At 74.1% G+C, this 15323-nt stretch carries 15 protein-coding genes; 5 read left to right on the top strand and 10 right to left on the bottom strand.

Annotated features, from left to right (window positions below; all coding sequences use genetic code 11):
* Positions 1-81: 81 nt before the first annotated feature.
* From gatB to JSQ78_RS01155, 4 genes are read right to left on the bottom strand one after another with little or no spacing between them, the layout of a single operon-like run.
* On the bottom strand, positions 82-1593 hold the full coding sequence (gene gatB / locus JSQ78_RS01170) for an Asp-tRNA(Asn)/Glu-tRNA(Gln) amidotransferase subunit GatB (RefSeq protein WP_211448745.1): 1512 nt from the start codon (positions 1591-1593) through the stop codon (positions 82-84).
* A complete protein-coding gene (gene gatA, locus JSQ78_RS01165; RefSeq protein ID WP_211448743.1) occupies positions 1590-3116 on the bottom strand; it encodes an Asp-tRNA(Asn)/Glu-tRNA(Gln) amidotransferase subunit GatA in 1527 nt (508 codons plus the stop codon). Before gatA ends, gatB begins: the two co-directional genes overlap by 4 nt.
* On the bottom strand, positions 3116-3415 hold the full coding sequence (gene gatC / locus JSQ78_RS01160; protein WP_211448741.1) for an Asp-tRNA(Asn)/Glu-tRNA(Gln) amidotransferase subunit GatC: 300 nt from the start codon (positions 3413-3415) through the stop codon (positions 3116-3118). The genes gatA and gatC overlap by 1 nt, the downstream gene beginning before the upstream one ends.
* 37 nt (positions 3416-3452) lie before the next feature.
* The gene (locus JSQ78_RS01155) at positions 3453-4424 is read right to left on the bottom strand and encodes a YdcF family protein (RefSeq protein WP_211448739.1); all 972 of its coding nucleotides are present in this window, start codon (positions 4422-4424) and stop codon (positions 3453-3455) included.
* Positions 4425-4489: 65 nt separating this feature from the next.
* Between JSQ78_RS01155 and JSQ78_RS01150 the strand changes: the two genes are divergently transcribed.
* A complete protein-coding gene (locus JSQ78_RS01150) occupies positions 4490-5563 on the top strand; it encodes an Rv2578c family radical SAM protein (protein ID WP_211448737.1) in 1074 nt (357 codons plus the stop codon).
* A gap of 14 nt (positions 5564-5577) precedes the next feature.
* Here JSQ78_RS01150 and JSQ78_RS01145 read toward each other — a convergent pair whose 3' ends face one another.
* From JSQ78_RS01145 to ligA, 3 genes are read right to left on the bottom strand one after another with little or no spacing between them, the layout of a single operon-like run.
* Complete coding sequence (locus JSQ78_RS01145; protein WP_211448735.1) at positions 5578-6573, bottom strand: phosphotransferase enzyme family protein; 996 nt, start codon at positions 6571-6573, stop codon at positions 5578-5580.
* 57 nt (positions 6574-6630) lie between these two features.
* Entirely contained in the window at positions 6631-7782 is a 1152-nt protein-coding gene (locus JSQ78_RS01140; RefSeq protein ID WP_026373318.1) for an AAA family ATPase, read from the bottom strand.
* A complete protein-coding gene (gene ligA, locus JSQ78_RS01135; RefSeq protein WP_211448734.1) occupies positions 7779-10154 on the bottom strand; it encodes an NAD-dependent DNA ligase LigA in 2376 nt (791 codons plus the stop codon). The genes JSQ78_RS01140 and ligA overlap by 4 nt, the downstream gene beginning before the upstream one ends.
* Positions 10155-10298: 144 nt before the next feature.
* Here ligA and JSQ78_RS01130 point away from each other — a divergent pair, with 144 nt between their 5' ends.
* Complete coding sequence (locus JSQ78_RS01130; protein ID WP_211448732.1) at positions 10299-10709, top strand: DUF4383 domain-containing protein; 411 nt, start codon at positions 10299-10301, stop codon at positions 10707-10709.
* A gap of 8 nt (positions 10710-10717) precedes the next feature.
* Positions 10718-11215 carry a hypothetical protein gene (locus JSQ78_RS01125; protein WP_211448730.1) on the top strand — a complete coding sequence of 166 codons (498 nt, stop codon included), beginning with the start codon at positions 10718-10720 and terminating at the stop codon, positions 11213-11215.
* Between the two features lie 12 nt (positions 11216-11227).
* Here the strand turns inward: JSQ78_RS01125 and JSQ78_RS01120 are convergent, their stop codons facing one another.
* Positions 11228-11599, bottom strand: a complete 372-nt coding sequence (locus tag JSQ78_RS01120) for a nuclear transport factor 2 family protein (protein WP_211448728.1) — start codon at positions 11597-11599, stop codon at positions 11228-11230.
* Positions 11596-12720 carry a tRNA 2-thiouridine(34) synthase MnmA gene (mnmA, locus tag JSQ78_RS01115; protein WP_211448727.1) on the bottom strand — a complete coding sequence of 375 codons (1125 nt, stop codon included), beginning with the start codon at positions 12718-12720 and terminating at the stop codon, positions 11596-11598. The genes JSQ78_RS01120 and mnmA overlap by 4 nt, the downstream gene beginning before the upstream one ends.
* 57 nt (positions 12721-12777) lie before the next feature.
* Between mnmA and JSQ78_RS01110 the strand changes: the two genes are divergently transcribed.
* Together JSQ78_RS01110 and JSQ78_RS01105 are read left to right on the top strand one after the other, a co-directional pair.
* Complete coding sequence (locus tag JSQ78_RS01110; protein WP_249295793.1) at positions 12778-13548, top strand: glycosyltransferase family 2 protein; 771 nt, start codon at positions 12778-12780, stop codon at positions 13546-13548.
* Complete coding sequence (locus JSQ78_RS01105; RefSeq protein WP_211448725.1) at positions 13545-14174, top strand: DUF2238 domain-containing protein; 630 nt, start codon at positions 13545-13547, stop codon at positions 14172-14174. The genes JSQ78_RS01110 and JSQ78_RS01105 overlap by 4 nt, the downstream gene beginning before the upstream one ends.
* 13 nt (positions 14175-14187) lie before the next feature.
* Here JSQ78_RS01105 and JSQ78_RS01100 read toward each other — a convergent pair whose 3' ends face one another.
* Positions 14188-15315: a cysteine desulfurase family protein gene (locus tag JSQ78_RS01100; protein ID WP_249295791.1), complete on the bottom strand. Its 1128-nt coding sequence runs from the start codon at positions 15313-15315 to the stop codon at positions 14188-14190.
* Between the last annotated feature and the right edge of the window lie 8 nt (positions 15316-15323).

The raw sequence follows: 15323 nt of genomic DNA, 5'->3' as shown, positions 1-15323 counted from the left end.
TTTTACTCCGCCGAGCCCGCCTGTGCGGAACTGAGAGCAAGCCTCCCGCAGGTTCCTGGAAGGTTCCTGGGCCGTACCTGACTAATCCATAGCCCGCTGAAGGACGATCTCCCGCACTCGCGCCGCGTCTGCCTGACCGCGCATCGCCTTCATGACGGCGCCGATCACCGCGCCCGCCGCCTGCACCTTGCCGTCGCGGATCTTCTGCAGCACGTCGGGCTGGCCCGCGAGCGCCTCGTCGACCGCGGCGACGAGCGCCGACTCATCGGTGACGACCTTGAGCCCGCGCGACTCGACCACCTCGGCGGGAGCGCCCTCGCCAGCGATGACGCCCTCGAGCACCTGCCGCGCGAGCCGGTCGGTGAGCGCGCCCTCGTCGACGAGCGCCTGCAGCTGCGCGACGTGCTCGGGCTCGACGAGGCTCGACGCCTCGACGCCCTGCTCGTTCGCGAGCCGGGCCATCTCGCCCGTCCACCACTTGCGCGCCGCCTGCGGCGTGGCGCCCGCGGCGACCGTCGCCTCGACGAGGTGCAGCATGTCGCCGTTCACGACGTCCTGGAACTCGAGGTCGGTGAACCCCCACTCGGCCTTGAGCCGGCGGCGGTGCGCGACGGGCTGCTCCGGCAGCTGCGTGCGCAGCTCCTCGACGAGCTCCCGGCTCGGCGCGAGCGGCAGCAGGTCGGGCTCGGGGAAGTAGCGGTAGTCGTCGGCGTCCGACTTCGGCCGGCCCGGGCTCGTCGCGCCCGTGTCCTCGTGCCAGTGCCGCGTCTCCTGCACGATCGTGCCGCCCGCGGCGAGGATCGCCGCCTGCCGCTGGATCTCGTAGCGCACGGCGCGCTCGACCGAGCGCAGCGAGTTGACGTTCTTCGTCTCGGTGCGGGTGCCGAGCTTCTCCTGGCCGCGCGGACGCAGGCTCACGTTCGCATCGCAGCGCAGGTTGCCGCGCTCCATGCGGGCCTCCGAGATGCCGAGCGAGAGCACGATGTCGCGGATGGCCGCGACGTAGCGCTTCGCGAGCTCGGGGGCGTCGTGCTCGGCGCCGAAGATCGGCTTCGTGACGATCTCGACGAGCGGCACGCCCGCGCGGTTGTAGTCGACGAGCGAGTACTCGGCGCCCTGGATGCGACCGGTCGAGCCGCCCACGTGCGTGAGCTTGCCGGCGTCCTCCTCCATGTGCGCGCGCTCGATCGGGATCGAGATCTGCCGTCCGTCGGCGAGCTCGATCTCGACAGCGCCCTCGAACGCGATGGGCTCGTCGTACTGCGAGATCTGGTAGTTCTTCGGCGTGTCCGGGTAGAAGTAGTTCTTCCGCGCGAACCGGCACGACTGCGCGATCTCGCAGCCGAGCGCGAGCCCGAGCGAGATCGAGTAGCGCACGGCCTCGGCGTTCACGACCGGCAGGCTGCCGGGCAGGCCGAGGCTCAGCGGGTCGACGAGCGTGTTGGGCTCGGCGTCGTGGAAGTCCGGATGCGCGGGGTTGGGCGCGGCGGAGAACATCTTCGTGCGCGTGCCGAGCTCGACGTGCACCTCGAAGCCGAGCACGGGCTCGAAGCGCTCGAGCGCCTCGTCGAAGTCCATCAGCTTGTCCTTCATCGGGCGCCTCCTGCGAGCTCGGGTGCCTTGGTGGCGAGGATGCCGCCCCAGCGCTGCGCGAGGAGCGCCTCGATCGCGGCGCCTGCCCGGTAGAGCCGCTCGTCCTCGAACATCGGCGCGAGCAGCTGCAGTCCGACGGGCAGCCCGTCGTCGCCGAGGCCCATCGGCAGGCCCATGCCGGGGATGCCCGCGAGGTTCGCCGGGATCGTCGTGATGTCGTTGACGTACATCGCGAGCGGGTCGTCGAGCTTCTCGCCGAGCTTGAACGCCGTGGTCGGCGCAGCGGGGCTGATGAGGATGTCGGCCTGCTCGAACGCGGCGTCGAAGTCGCGCTGGATGAGCGTGCGCACCTTCTGCGCCGAGCCGTAGTAGGCGTCGTAGTAGCCCGCGGAGAGCGCGTAGGTGCCGAGGATGATGCGGCGCTTGACCTCGGTGCCGAAGCCGGCCTCGCGCGTCGCGGCCATGACGTCCTCGACCGTCTGCCCGGCCTGCTCGACCCGCAGCCCGAACCGCACCGAGTCGAAGCGCGCGAGGTTGCTCGATGCCTCCGCGGGGAGGATGAGGTAGTACGCGGCGACCGAGTACGCGAACGACGGGCACGACACCTCGACGACCTCAGCCCCCGCATCGGTCAGCACCTGCAGGGTCTCCTGGAAGCGCGCCTGCACGTCGGCGGCGATGCCGTCGGAGTCGAGCTCCTTGACGACGCCGACCCTGACGCCCGCGAGGTCGCCCCTCGACGCGCCCTCGCGCGCCGCCGCCGCGAACGACGGCCACTCGCGCTCGAGGCTCGTCGAGTCGAGCGGGTCGTGGCCGCCGATGACGTCGTGGATGAGCGCCGAGTCGAGCACGGTGCGGGTCACGGGGCCGACCTGATCGAGGCTCGAGGCGAGCGCGATCGCGCCGTAGCGGCTCACGCCGCCGTAGGTCGGCTTCATGCCGACCGTGCCCGTGACGGCCGCGGGCTGACGGATCGAGCCGCCGGTGTCGGAGCCGAGCGCGAAGGGCGCCTCGAACGCCGCGACCGCGGCCGCCGAGCCGCCGCCCGAGCCGCCGGGGATGCGCTCGAGGTCCCACGGGTTCCGGGTCGGGCCGTAGGCGGAGTGCTCGGTCGACGAGCCCATCGCGAACTCGTCCATGTTGGTCTTGCCGAGCGCGACGAGGCCGGCGTGCCCCAGGCGGGCGACGACGGTCGCGTCGTAGGGCGGGATCCAGCCCTCGAGGATGCGCGAGCCCGCGGTCGAGGGCATGCCGACCGTGCAGAGCACGTCCTTGATCGCGACCGGGGCGCCCGCGAGCTCGTGGAGCTCCTCACCGGCGGCGCGGCGCTCGTCGATCGCCTTCGCCTGCTCGAGCGCGGCCGCGTTGACGTGGAGGAAGGCGTGCACGTCGCCGTCGACCTCGGCGATGCGGTCGAGGTGGGCCTGCGTCGCCTCGACCGACGAGACCTCGCCGCTGCGCAGCAGCGCCGCGAGCTCATGGCCCGCGAGGCGGGTGAGATCCCCGCTCTGAGCCTGCTCCATCACTGCTCCTCCCCCAGGATCGCCGAGACGCGGAAGCGCTCGCCGTCGTGGCTCGGGGCACCGGCGAAGATCTGCTCGGCCGAGAGCGTCTCGCCGACGACGTCGTCGCGCATGACGTTCGAGAGCGACACGGGGTGGCTCGTGGCGGGCACGTCGGGGCCGGCGATCTCGCTCACAGTCGCGATCGCGTCGACGATCGCGGACAGCTCGCTCGTGAGGCTCGTCACCTCGTCGTCGGTGAGCGCGATGCGAGCGAGTCCAGCCAGGTGCTGGACGTCGTCGCGGGTGATCTCGGACATACGTCTCCTCGTCGGCAGCGGGGGTTCGCCCTCGATCCTACGGCTCGACGACGAGCGCCCAGACCGCGATCGCCTCGATCGCGAGTGCCGCCGCGAGGCACCACCGGCGCGCGTCGGCGGCGATCGCGAGCGCCTCGCGCACGACGGCGCCGGGCCGGTACGAGGGGCGCGTCCACGCGCCGACCACGGCGCCGTCCATGCCGAGCTCGGCGAGCAGCCACGCGGTGCGATAGGCGTGGTAGCCACTCGTCACGACCGCGAGCGGCGCCCGCTCCCCCGTGAGGAAGGGCCGCGAGAGCTCGAGGTTCTCGCGCGTCGAGGTCGACGCCTGCTCGAGGTCGATCGCGCCGGGCGGCACGCCGAGCCGCTCGGTGAGGTGCTCGGCCATCGCCGACGCCTCGGTGCGCACCTCGTCGGGCCCCCGGCCGCCGGCGACGACGATGCGGGCGTCGGGCCGGCCGGGCAGCGCTGCGCGCCAGACCTCCGCCCCCCGCTCGACGCGTCGGCGCAGCAGCGGACCGACATCGCGCCCCCGGAGCCCCGCGCCGAGGATGAGCACGGCGCCGGGCGGCTCGTGCAGCGGCGCTCGCGCGTGCAGCAGCATCGCGCCGACGAGCACCGCGAAGCCGAGGCCCGCGGCCCAGAGCGGCGACGCGAGCAGCAGCGCGGCGCGCGCGAGCGCCGGCTCGATCCCGACCGCGGCGACGATGCCGGCGGCGAGCAGCAGCATGCCGACTCCGAGCGCCGCGATGAGCCGGTCGACGAGCCGCACGCGCACGAGCCGCGTGAGCACGAGGCCGTGCCACGCCGAAGCGCCGCCGAGCGTGGTGGTCGCGATCGCCGCGGCGACGACGACGGTGCCCCAGAGCGGCTCGCGAGCGTCGGCGTCGAGCCAGCGCGCGAGCGGCGCAGCCACGAGGACGCCGGCGATCGCGACGATCGCGATCACGACCGCACCGGCGACGATCGCGGGAGCCAGCACGCGCATCCGCCCCCGCACCGCCGTCACGCTGCGACCCTAACCGGGCGGCGCGCCGCTTGCGGCAAGATCGAACGTGTGTTCGAATGATCGCCATGCGATGGGAGACGCAAGCCGCGACGCACGTCGACGACGACGCGCTGCCGGGCCTCGAGGAGCGCTCGAGCGTGCTCGAGTCATGGCCGACTCCGGGGTTCGACGGCATGTCGTTCCTCGAGATCACGGCGAAGAGCGCGCTCAACCACGTCGCGGGCGACGGCTTCATGGGCGGCGCGTGGACGATCAACCCCTACCGCGGCTGCCAGCACGCGTGCCGCTACTGCTTCGCGCGCAACACGCACACCTACCTCGACCTCGACGCGGGCGCCGACTTCGACTCCCGCATCGTCGTGAAGGCCAATCTCGTCGAGGTGCTCGAGCGCGAGCTCGCGGGGCCGCGCCGCGACGTCGACGCCGTGCAGCTGGGGACGAACACCGACCCGTACCAGCGCGCGGAGGGCCGCTACCGGCTCATGCCGGGCGTGCTGCGCGCGCTCGCACGGCACGGCGCCTCGATCTCGATCCTCACGAAGGGCACGCTGCTGCGGCGCGACCTGCCGCTGCTGCAGTCGATCGCGCGCGACGTGCCGGTCTCGATCGCGATGTCGATCGCGATCTTCGACGACGAGCTGCAGCAGGAGGTCGAGCCCGGCACCCCGACGACGCGCTCGCGGCTCGAGACGGTGCGCGCCGTCCGCGAGGCGGGGCTCGACTGCGCCGTCTTCGCGATGCCGATCATGCCGGGGCTCACCGACACGCGCGAGCACCTCGAGCGAGCGTTCGCGGCGATCGCCGAGGCGGGCGCGACGAGCGCGATCGCGAGCGCCCTGCACCTGCGACCCGGCGCGCGCGAGTGGTACCTGCAGTGGCTCCGCGCCGAGCATCCCGAGCTGCTGCCGCTCTACGACCGGGTCTACCGAGACGCGCGCGGTCGCTTCGGGTCCTACGCGCACCCCGACTACCGCTCGTGGTTGCGCGACCGCATCCGCCCGCTGCAGCGCCGCTATGGGCTCGGCCGCACCGTCGTCGCCCCCGGCACCGGCATCTCGGCCGTCGCGCCGAGCAACCGCGCGAAGCAGCTTCCGAGCACGTCGGGCGAGCCGATGCTCGCGGCGGCGACGCTCTTCTGAGCGGCGGCGCCGCCTCAGTGCAGCGGGAAGCGGGCGTGCTCGTCGAGCGTCAGCAGGTCGTCGAGGTAGCCGAGGTTCCCCTCCGGTTCCGATTCCACGCCCTCCGTGAGGTGCCACGTGCCCCACTCGAGCTTCATGTAGGTGAGCGCGTTGGGCCAGATGTCGCGCTCCTCCTGCGTGAGGTGCGCCTCGGAGAGGTATCCGCCGCGGAACGCGGCCCACTCGTCGCTGCCGAGCGCGCTCCCGCCGGAGCCCACGTGCTCAAGCGGGAACAGCAGCGCCGCGACCGCGAGGTCGAGGATACGCGGCGCGAACGCGGCGTTCTCGAGGTCGAGCGCGAGCGCGCCCTGGTCGTCGAACAGCAGGTTGACCGCGCGGTGGTCGAGCGAGACGGGCATCGCGGGGACGTCGGCCGCGCGCATCCGCTCGAGCCGGTCGGCGAAGCCGTCGAGCTGGGCGATCCAGCGCGATGCATCGGAGTGCGGCCAGTGTTGCGCGGCGCTGTCGCGGATCGCGTCGATGTCCTCGTCGATCGAGCGCCGGTCCGCGCTGCCCCACTCGAACGGTGGGAAGCCGTCGATGGCAAGCCCGGCAGAGGCTGCGTGCATGCGGCCGAGCAGCCGCCCGGCCGCCGTGGGGTCGTCGGCGCCGCCATCCCATTCGCGGCCGCGGAGCCGCGGGTATGCGACCCAGTTCTCGTCATCGGCGATCTCGTCACCGGCCCCGCCGCCGGTGGTGGCGGCGTCGAACGGCTCCGCCTGATCACCGCTGCCGACCGCGACGGGCGGCACGAGCGGGGCCACCGTGCGGATGCCGTGCGCGACGAGCGCCCGCTGCCACGCCTCGAGCGGTACGGGAGCGCTCCACGTGCGCTTCACGACCGCCGCGACGTCGCCGTCGCCGCCGTGCACGCGCGCCGGCCAGACCTCGCTCCAGGGCGAGAGCGACTCGCCCGGCTCGATCGTGAGCACCTCGCCGAACGCCGCCTGGACCTCGTCTCGCTGAGCCATGCCCCAGAACCTACGCGCGCATCCGCCGAGTCTGCTGAGATCGGCGTCCGCAGCGCGTCAGCGCTTCGGCCAGTGCCAACGCGGCTGGTCGAGCGGACCCTCGCGGCCGGCGACGAGCGTCTCGCCGTGCTGCTTCTCGAGCTCGACGAGCGTGCCGCCGAGCGCGTCGACGAGCTGCTGCTGGTGCGTGACCACGACGACTTGCGTCTGCTCGGCCGCGCGGCGGATGAGGGATGCGAGCGGCGCGATGAGCTCGGCGTGCAGGCTGCGCTCGGGCTCGTTGAGCACCACGAGGCTCGGCCGCTCGAGCGAGGTGAGGGCGGCGAGCAGCAGCAGGAACTGCAGCGTGCCGTCGGAGAGCTCGGCGGCGGTGAGGAGGCGCAGCATGCCCGGCTGGCGGAGCGCGGGCGTCATGCGACCCTCGACCATCACCGTCTCGAGCCGCGAGCCGTCGAAGGCGTCGGCGACGGCGCGCTCGATGTCGCGATCGAAGCCGCCCTCGATCGACGTGCGCAGGACGGCGGCGAGGTTGGCGCCGTCGTCGTCGAGCCGCGGACTGCGCGTGCCGACCTGCGGCTGCCGCGCGGGTGAGCCCGCGTCGGTGCGGAGCGCGTCGTGGAAGCGCCACTGGCGCATCGAACGCCGCACGCCCGCGAGCTCCGCCGCGTCGGCCGCACCCGCATGCTCGTCGAGGACCGACTCCCACGTCCGGAGGCCACGTGTCAGCTCGCGCCAGCCGTCGTCGCCGCGCACGCGCGCGAGCGGCCCGCGGCGCTCGACGAGCACGCTCGCCGGCCGCGGGTCGGGGCCAGCGAAGACGTGCTCCTGCTTGATGTGGGGGTCGCGGTCGAAGAGGCTCTGCTCGGGGATCGGCAGCCCGAGGTCGATCGCGTAGCCGAGCCCTTCGATCGAGGCGAAGCCGAGCCTGAGCGCGACGGGACCCGTGCGGATGAGGCCCTGCGTAGGCCCGCCATCGCGCACCGCGCGGGCGATCCGCTCCGGGCCCGCCCAGCGCACCGCATCCAGTCCCCCGTCGAGGGCGAGCTCGCCCACCGCGTGCGCCCGCCCCGCCGCGGCGAGCAGGCGCAGCGCGCGATACAGGCTCGACTTGCCGCTGCCGTTGCGGCCCGTCACGACCGTGAGCTGCCCCAGGTCGAGAACGAGCGAGCGGATCGAGCGATAGCCCTCGATCGCGAGCCGGTCGATCACGGCGCCGGGAGCGCGTCGGGGCCCTCGGTGACGAGCAGGTGGAACTGCGCGGCGTCGATGATGCGCACGCCGAGCGACTCGGCCTTCGCGAGCTTCGAGCCCGCGCCGGGGCCGGCGGCGACGAAGTCGGTCTTCTTCGACACGCTCGAGGCGGCCTTGCCGCCGGCGGCCATGATCGCCTCCTCGGCGCCCTCGCGCGAGTAGCCCTCGAGCGAGCCGGTCGCGACGACCGTGAGGCCGACGAGCACGCCGCCGCGCTCGGCTGCCGCGCCGGGACCGGGGTGACCCGGGGTCGCGAAGCGCACGCCCGCTGCGCGCCAGGCGTCGACGATCTCGCGGTGCCAGTCGACCGCGAGCCACTCCACGACCGCGTCGGCGATGATCGGGCCGACGCCCTCGACCTCGGCGAGCTCGGCGGGGGTCGCGGCCTCGATCGCCTCGAGCGACCCGAACCAGCCGGCGAGCGCGCGCGCGGCGACCGGACCGACGTGGCGGATGTTGAGCGAGACGAGCTGCCGCCAGAGGTCCTTCGTCTTGGCTCGCTCGAGCTCGGCGAGCAGCGTCTCGGCCTGCTTCGACGGATGCGCGACCTCAACCTGCTTGATGCCCGCTTTCCGCCGCTCCGCGGGCGTCATCGACTCGGCCCCCGCCGGGTACTCGCGGCGGACGACCTGGAACGGGCGGCGCACGACGGGCTCGCCGTCGTCGTCGAGCTTCGGCTGCCCCGTCTCGGCGTCGCGCACGACGACCTCGATCGGCACGAGCTGCTCGAGGGTGAGGGCGAACAGGCCCGCCTCGGTCGGCAGCGGCGGCTCGGCCGGCACGCGCGGCTGCGTGAGCGCCGCCGCCGTCACCTCCCCGAGCGCCTCGATGTCGAGCGCGCCGCGGCTGCCGATGTGCTCGACGCGCCCCCGCACCTGCGCAGGGCAGTCCTTCGCGTTCGGGCAGCGGAGGTCGATGTCGCCCTCCTTCATCGGGCGCAGCGTCGTGCCGCACTCGGGGCAGCCCTCGGGCATGACGAACTCGCGCTCGGTGCCGTCGCGCAGCTCGACGACCGGTCCGAGCACCTCCGGGATCACGTCGCCGGCCTTCCGCAGCACGACGGTGTCGCCGATGAGCACGCCCTTGACGCGCACGACGTCCTGGTTGTGGAGGGTCGCCTGCCGCACGACGGAGCCCGCGACCTGCACGGGCGCCATGTTGGCGTAGGGCGTCGCCCGGCCGGTGCGGCCGACGCTCACGACGATGTCGAGCAGCTTCGTGTGCACCTCCTCCGGCGGGTACTTGTAGGCGATCGCCCAGCGCGGCGCGCGGCTCGTGATCCCGAGCTCGGCGTGGAGCGAGAGCTCGTCGACCTTCACGACGATGCCGTCGAGCTGGTGCTCGACCGAGTGCCGCTGCTCGCCGAAGCGCTCGACGTAGCCCACGACGTCGTCGACGCCGCGGAGCACCTCGACGTGCGGGCTCGTCGGCAAGCCCCACGACTCGAGCAGGCCGTAGACCTCGCTCTGCGCCCGGACGGGCGGGTCGCCCCACGCGCCGAAGCCGTGCACGAACATCGCGAGCGCCTCGATGCGCGCCTCGCCCGCCTCCCGCTCGAGCCCGGTCTTCTTCTCGAGCTGCTGGCGCAGGCCGCCGGAGGCGGCGTTCCGGGGGTTCGCGAACGCGGGGAAGCGCTTCGCGGCGCGATCGGCGGCGCGCTCCTCGTCGAACTCGCCGCGGCTCGCCGCCGGCCGCTTCTCCCACTTCGCGCGGTCCTCGGCGATGGAGCGCTCGCGCAGCTCGGCCTGCAGGGCGTTGAGCCGCTCGAAGGCGGCGACCGGGATGAAGACCTCGCCGCGCACCTCGACGAGCTCGGGGTGGCCGTCGCCCGCGAGTCGCTCGGGGATGCCTGCGACCCGCAGCGCGTTGGTCGTGACGACCTCGCCGACCCGGCCATCGCCGCGCGTCGCGGCCGAGGTGAGCACGCCGCGCTCGTAGCGCAGCGCGATCGCGAGGCCGTCGATCTTGAGCTCGGTGAGCCACGCGACGTCGCGCCCGGCAGCCGCCTCGGTCTTCGCGCACCACTCGCGCAGCTCCTCGATCGAGAAGACGTTGTCGAGGCTCAGCATGCGCTCGCGGTGCGGGATCGTCGGCAGCCCGCTCGTCGTGCCGCCCTGCACCGACTGCGTGGGCGAGTCCTGGCTCTGCAGCTCGGGGTGCTCCCGCTCGAGCGCGTCGAGCTCCCGCACGAGCGCGTCGTACTCTGCGTCGGACATGATCGAGGCGTCGCGGTCGTAGTAGGCGGCGCTCGCCTCCTCGATCCGCGCTCGCAGCTCCTGCGCCCGCTCGTTCGCGTCGCTGAGCGAGCCCTCTGCACCGATTCCCACCATGCGTTCATTCTGCACACAGCGACCCACAGGGAGGCCGGCGGCATCCGGGCAATCCGGCCGTGCCCGGGCTCCGAACCCAGCACGACCGGCGCACGTCACCGAGACGGGCACCCCACCGCCGGCCGGACCTCTAGGAAGGAAGCAATGTCCCGCTCACCGAATCGCCTCGTCGCCACCATCTTCGGCGCCGTCTACCTGCTCGTCGGCCTCATGGGCCTCTTCGTCGCCGGCACGAACATCGTCGGCGAGGAGGGTGGCCTGCTGCTCGGCGTGTTCCAGGTGAACCACCTGCACAACATCGTCCACCTCGCGATCGGCGCGGCGCTCCTGCTCGCGGGCCTGCGCAGCACCGCAGCGGCCAAGCGCGTGAACGTCATCGTCGGCGCGGTCTACCTGCTCGTCGGCATCGTGGGCTTCTTCATCGTCGACACGGCGGCGAACATCCTCGCCCTCAACACGCCCGACCACTTCCTGCACCTCGGCTCGGCGATCGTGCTGCTCGGCGTCGGCCTCGCGCTCGACCGCGACACGACGTCGCGCCGCGCGGCCGTCTAGACGAGCCGATGGCGTCACTGGCGCAGCTCGGCGGCGCCATCGCCGCGCTGGGCGCGGCGCTCATCGCACTCGCGGTGGGCGCCGCCGCCCCGCTGTGGCTCGCCGTGCCGCTCCTCGCAGCGGGCGTCGGCCAGGCGATCGTCTCGGTGCTCGCGCTCCGCGGTGCGAAGCTCGCGGTCGCCGCCGTCGCGGCACCGCTGCTACTCCCGACCCTCGCGTGGCTCGCGACGCTGCTCCTGGTTCGCGACCCAGCCGCATCCCTGCCGCTCGGGCCGATGCTCGCCGAGTCGGCGCTCGCGCTCACCGCCGCCGGCCTGCTCGCGCGCCGGTCGCGCGCGACGCGGGCTCCGGCACCGATCGCGTCGCTGCTCGTGCTCGTCGGCGCCGCGGTCGTCGTCGCGCCCGTCGCGACCATCGCGCTCACCGGCACGCACGCGGGCGCCTTCGCGCAGCCGCACGGCGAGCACGGCGTCGTGCTCGATGTCGACGAGCACGTCGGGCACTAGCCGGAGCCTCGCTCAGCCTCCGTCGGGGCCGGCGAGCGACTGCTGGTAGAGCGCGAGCCGCCACGCATCGTCGACCCGCACGTACGCGCTCGACATGCGGCCGACGAAGTCGGTGCCGTCGCGCCGCGCGACGCCGGTGTAGACGAGCGCAGCCGACTCCGCGCCGAGGGTGACGATGCGCGGCTCGCGGATCTCGAACGTCGCCCATGGCGGCGCTTGCCCGAGCGAGGCGACGACCGCTGCGCGGTCGAGCACCGATCCGTCGACGAGCACCATCAGGCCGTCGTCGGTCATGAGCCGACCGTAGAACTCGTCGCCGGTCGACTCGCACAGCGAGCGCCAGCCCGCTCGCTCGAGCGCGAGCAGCTCGTCGAGCGCGGTCACGCGGCGCCCGCCTCGGCGAGGTGCTCTGCAGCGTCAGCGGCCAGGGTGCGGTCGATCGTGACCTGCCCGAGCACGCGCGTGCCGTCGTAGAGCACGGCCGACTGCCCGGTCGCGACGCCGGAGAGGGGCTCGGCCGGGTCGATGACGAGCTCGTGGCCGACCATGCGCGCGAAGGCCGGCACAGGGTCCGCGTGCGCGCGGATCTGCACCTCGACGTGCATGCCGTCGGCGAGCTGCGGATGCGGTGCGCCGGCGTGGGAGATGCGGGTGCCGGCGAGGCGCACGACCGCGAGCGCCTCCTTGGGGCCGACGACGAGCTGCCGCGACTGCGGCTTGACCTCGAGCACGAAGCGCGGCCGGCCGTCGGGCGAGGGCACGCCGAGCGACATGCCGCGGCGCTGGCCGACGGTGTAGCCGTGCACACCCTCGTGCGAGCCGACGACGCGGCCGTCGCGGTCGACGATCTCGCCCGGCTCGGCGCCGAGCCGATCCGCGAGGAAGCCGCGGGTGTCGCCGTCGGGGATGAAGCAGATGTCGTGGCTGTCGGGCTTCTGCGCGAGCAGGAACCCGCGCTCCGCCGCCTCGGCGCGCACCTCGGCCTTCGTCGGGGTCTCGGCGAGCGGGAACCAGCAGTGCTCGAGCTGCGCGGCGGTGAGCACGCCGAGCACGTACGACTGGTCCTTCGCCCAGTCGGCGGCGCGGTGCAGCTCGGCACCGCGCTCGGAGCGCTCGACGCGCGCGTAGTGCCCGGTGACGACGCGGTCGAACCCGAGCCCGATCGCGCGATCCAGGAGCGCCTCGAACTTGATCCTCTCGTTGCACCTCAGGCATGGGTTCGGCGTGCGGCCCGCGGCGTACTCGTCGACGAAGTCCTGCACGACGGCGTCTGCGAAGCGCTCGGAGAAGTCCCACACGTAGAACGGGATGCCGAGCCGGTCGGCGACGCGCCGCGCATCCATCGCGTCCTCGACGGTGCAGCAGCCGCGGCTGCCGGTGCGGAGCGTGCCGGGCATGCGGCTGAGCGCGAGGTGGACGCCGACGACCTCGTGCCCGGCGTCGACGGCGCGCGCGGCGGCGACGGCGGAGTCGACCCCGCCGGACATCGCGGCCAGCACCTTCATGCCGACAAGGCTATCGAGCACCAGCGATCTCGTGGCCGGAGGTGCCAGGCTGTCTGCGTGACCGCTGCGCCGCTCACGATCTCGGTCGTGATCCCCGTGCTCGACGACGAGCGCGCGCTCGCGCGCTGCCTCGAGCGGCTCGCCGCGCAGTCGGTCGCGCCGCTCGAGGTGGTCGTGGTCGACAACGGCAGCGCCGACGGCTCGGCCGACGTCGCGCGCGCCGCCGGCGCGCGCGTCGTGGAGGAGCCGGTGCGCGGCATCCCGGCGGCGGCGGCCGCGGGCTACGACGCGGCGATCGGCGACGTCATCGCGCGCTGCGACGCCGACTCGATCGTCCCCACCGACTGGATCGAGCGCATCCGGGACGCCTTCGACGCCGACCCGGCGCTCGACGGGCTCACCGGCCCCGGCCGGTTCGTCGACCTGCCGCGAGCGTGGCGCGGGATCGCGAGCCTCGCCTACGCCGCCGGCACATTCGGCGCGAGCGGCGCGGCGATCGCGAACGTGCCGCTGTGGGGCTCGAACATGGCGCTGCGCCGCACGGCGTGGGCGGCGGTCTCGGCCGACGTCGAGCGGCGCGACGCGAGCGTGCACGACGACCTCGACCTGACGATGCGGCTCGGCCCGCGCGCTCGGCTGCGCTTCGAGCCGCGGCTGCAGGTCGGCGCCGAGGGGCGCATGTTCCACAGCCGAGCCGCCGCGCGGGGCCGCGTCGCGATGGCGATGCGCACCTTCCGCCGCAACTGGGCGATCGACGGCTCGGCCGGCCGCCGCTGGCTGCACCGGGTCTCGGGCCGCGGCCTGCTCGAGCGGGAGGAGCGGCGGTGAGCTGGCTCGAGGGGCAGGACCGCTGGCTGCCCACCGACTGGCTGCGCGTCGCGATCGCCGTCTCGGTGCCTGCGGCCTACCTCGTCGCGAGCGGCCCGGCTGCCGCGGCGATGCTGCTCGCGCTCGGCGGCACGATGGCGCTGCGCTTCGCCCGCATGAGCGTGCCCGCCGACGTCGTCGGGCAAGCGGTGCTCGGCGGCTCCGCCTGGTTCGCGGCGATCGGCGCGTACCAGGTCGTGCCGGGCCTCGACCTCGCGTCGCACCTCGCGAGCGGCGCGGTGCTCGCGCTGCTGACCCGCACGATCCTGCTGCGCTCGGGACTGCTGCCGGCGGAACCGGGCGGCCGCGCGGCCCGCGTGCTGCACGTGACGACGGCGGTCGCGATGCTGGGCCTGCTGTGGGAGCTCGGCGAGTGGGCGGGCCACGCGTTCATCACGCCCGACATCGGCGTCGGCTACGAGGACACGCTCACCGACCTCGTCGCCGACGCGATCGGCGCGCTCATCGCCGCGATCGCGGTCGAGGCCGGCGAGCGGCGGGAGCGCGGCCGGGCTGCCGCCGACGCCGCGACGACCGGCACGGCAGCGGACGATGCCGCAGCAGAGCTGCGCGAGCGCGAGCGCTGAAGCGGGCGCGCGCTCAGCCGAGCGAGCGCGCGCGCTCGACGGCGCTCGGCAGCGCTGCGAGCAGCGCCTCGACCTCTGCCTCGGTCGTCGTGCGACCGAGCGAGAGCCGCAGCGGCGCCGCGCCCTCGACGCCGCACGCGCGCACGACGTGCGACTCGCGAGCGACGCCCGCGGAGCACGCCGAGCCGTTCGAGACCGCGAAGCCCGCCTCGTCGAGCAGGAACTGCAGCGCCTCGCCGCTCGCGCCCTCGACCACGAGGTGCGCGATGTGCGGCAGCCGCTCGTCGGCCGTGAGGATCCGCACGCCCGGCAGCGACGAGGCGAGCGAGCGGATGCGGTCGGTGAGGGCCGCGAGGCGCGTCGCCTCGGCGTCGAGCTCGGCGAGCGCCTCCTCCGCAGCGAGCGCGAAGAGCGAGGCCCCGAGCGCGTCCTGCGTGCCGGAGCGGAGGCCGCGCTGCTGCCCGCCGCCGTGGTGGAGCGCCTCGATCCGCACATCGCGGCCGACGACGAGCGCGCCGACGCCGTGCGGGCCGCCGAGCTTGTGGCTCGCGACGCTCATGAGCGACGCGCCGGAGTCCACGAACCGCAGCGGCACGTGCCCGAACGCGCCCACCGCGTCGAGGTGGAGGGGCACGCCCGCGCGCGCCGACGCATCCGCCGCCTCGCGCACGGGCTGCAGCGAGCCGACCTCGTTGCTCGCGACGAGCACCGTCGCGACCGCGGCGCCGCCCTGCTCGAGCGCCGCCCGGAAGGCGTCGAGGTCGGTCACCGCGTGCTCGTCGACGCCCACCCAGCGCACGGGCGCGCCGTGCGCCTCGAGCCACGCGACGGCGTCGAGCGTCGCGTGGTGCTCGGCGACGGGCACGACGATCGCGCCCGCGGCCCCGGCGTCGCGAGCCGCCCACCACGCGCCCTTGAGCGCGAGGTTGATCGACTCGGTGCCGCCGGAGGTGAGCACGACCTCGGTCGGGTGGCACCCGAGGGCGATCGCGAGGCGCTCGCGCGCCTCCTCGAGCACCGCCCGGGCGCGCTGGCCCTCGCGGTGCGTCGACGCGGGGTTCGCGAGCGGCTCCGCCGTCGCGAGCGCCTGCCGCACCGACTCGCGCATCGGCGTCGCGGCGGCGTGATCGAACTGGTGCACGCTCCCCT

Origin of the sequence: Agrococcus sp. Marseille-Q4369 (genome assembly GCF_018308945.1) — a bacterium.
Taxonomy (GTDB): domain Bacteria; phylum Actinomycetota; class Actinomycetes; order Actinomycetales; family Microbacteriaceae; genus Agrococcus.
This window is presented reverse-complemented; position numbering and strand designations above follow the sequence as displayed.

Coding starts and splice junctions, on each gene's coding strand:
- gatC (WP_211448741.1), bottom strand. CDS start 3,415: ATGTCCGAGATCACCCGCGACGACGTCCAGCACCTGGCTGGACTCGCT.
- JSQ78_RS01145 (WP_211448735.1), bottom strand. CDS start 6,573: ATGGCTCAGCGAGACGAGGTCCAGGCGGCGTTCGGCGAGGTGCTCACG.
- JSQ78_RS01150 (WP_211448737.1), top strand. CDS start 4,490: ATGCGATGGGAGACGCAAGCCGCGACGCACGTCGACGACGACGCGCTG.
- JSQ78_RS01125 (WP_211448730.1), top strand. CDS start 10,718: ATGGCGTCACTGGCGCAGCTCGGCGGCGCCATCGCCGCGCTGGGCGCG.
- gatA (WP_211448743.1), bottom strand. CDS start 3,116: ATGGAGCAGGCTCAGAGCGGGGATCTCACCCGCCTCGCGGGCCATGAG.
- ligA (WP_211448734.1), bottom strand. CDS start 10,154: ATGGTGGGAATCGGTGCAGAGGGCTCGCTCAGCGACGCGAACGAGCGG.
- mnmA (WP_211448727.1), bottom strand. CDS start 12,720: ATGAAGGTGCTGGCCGCGATGTCCGGCGGGGTCGACTCCGCCGTCGCC.
- JSQ78_RS01130 (WP_211448732.1), top strand. CDS start 10,299: ATGTCCCGCTCACCGAATCGCCTCGTCGCCACCATCTTCGGCGCCGTC.
- gatB (WP_211448745.1), bottom strand. CDS start 1,593: ATGAAGGACAAGCTGATGGACTTCGACGAGGCGCTCGAGCGCTTCGAG.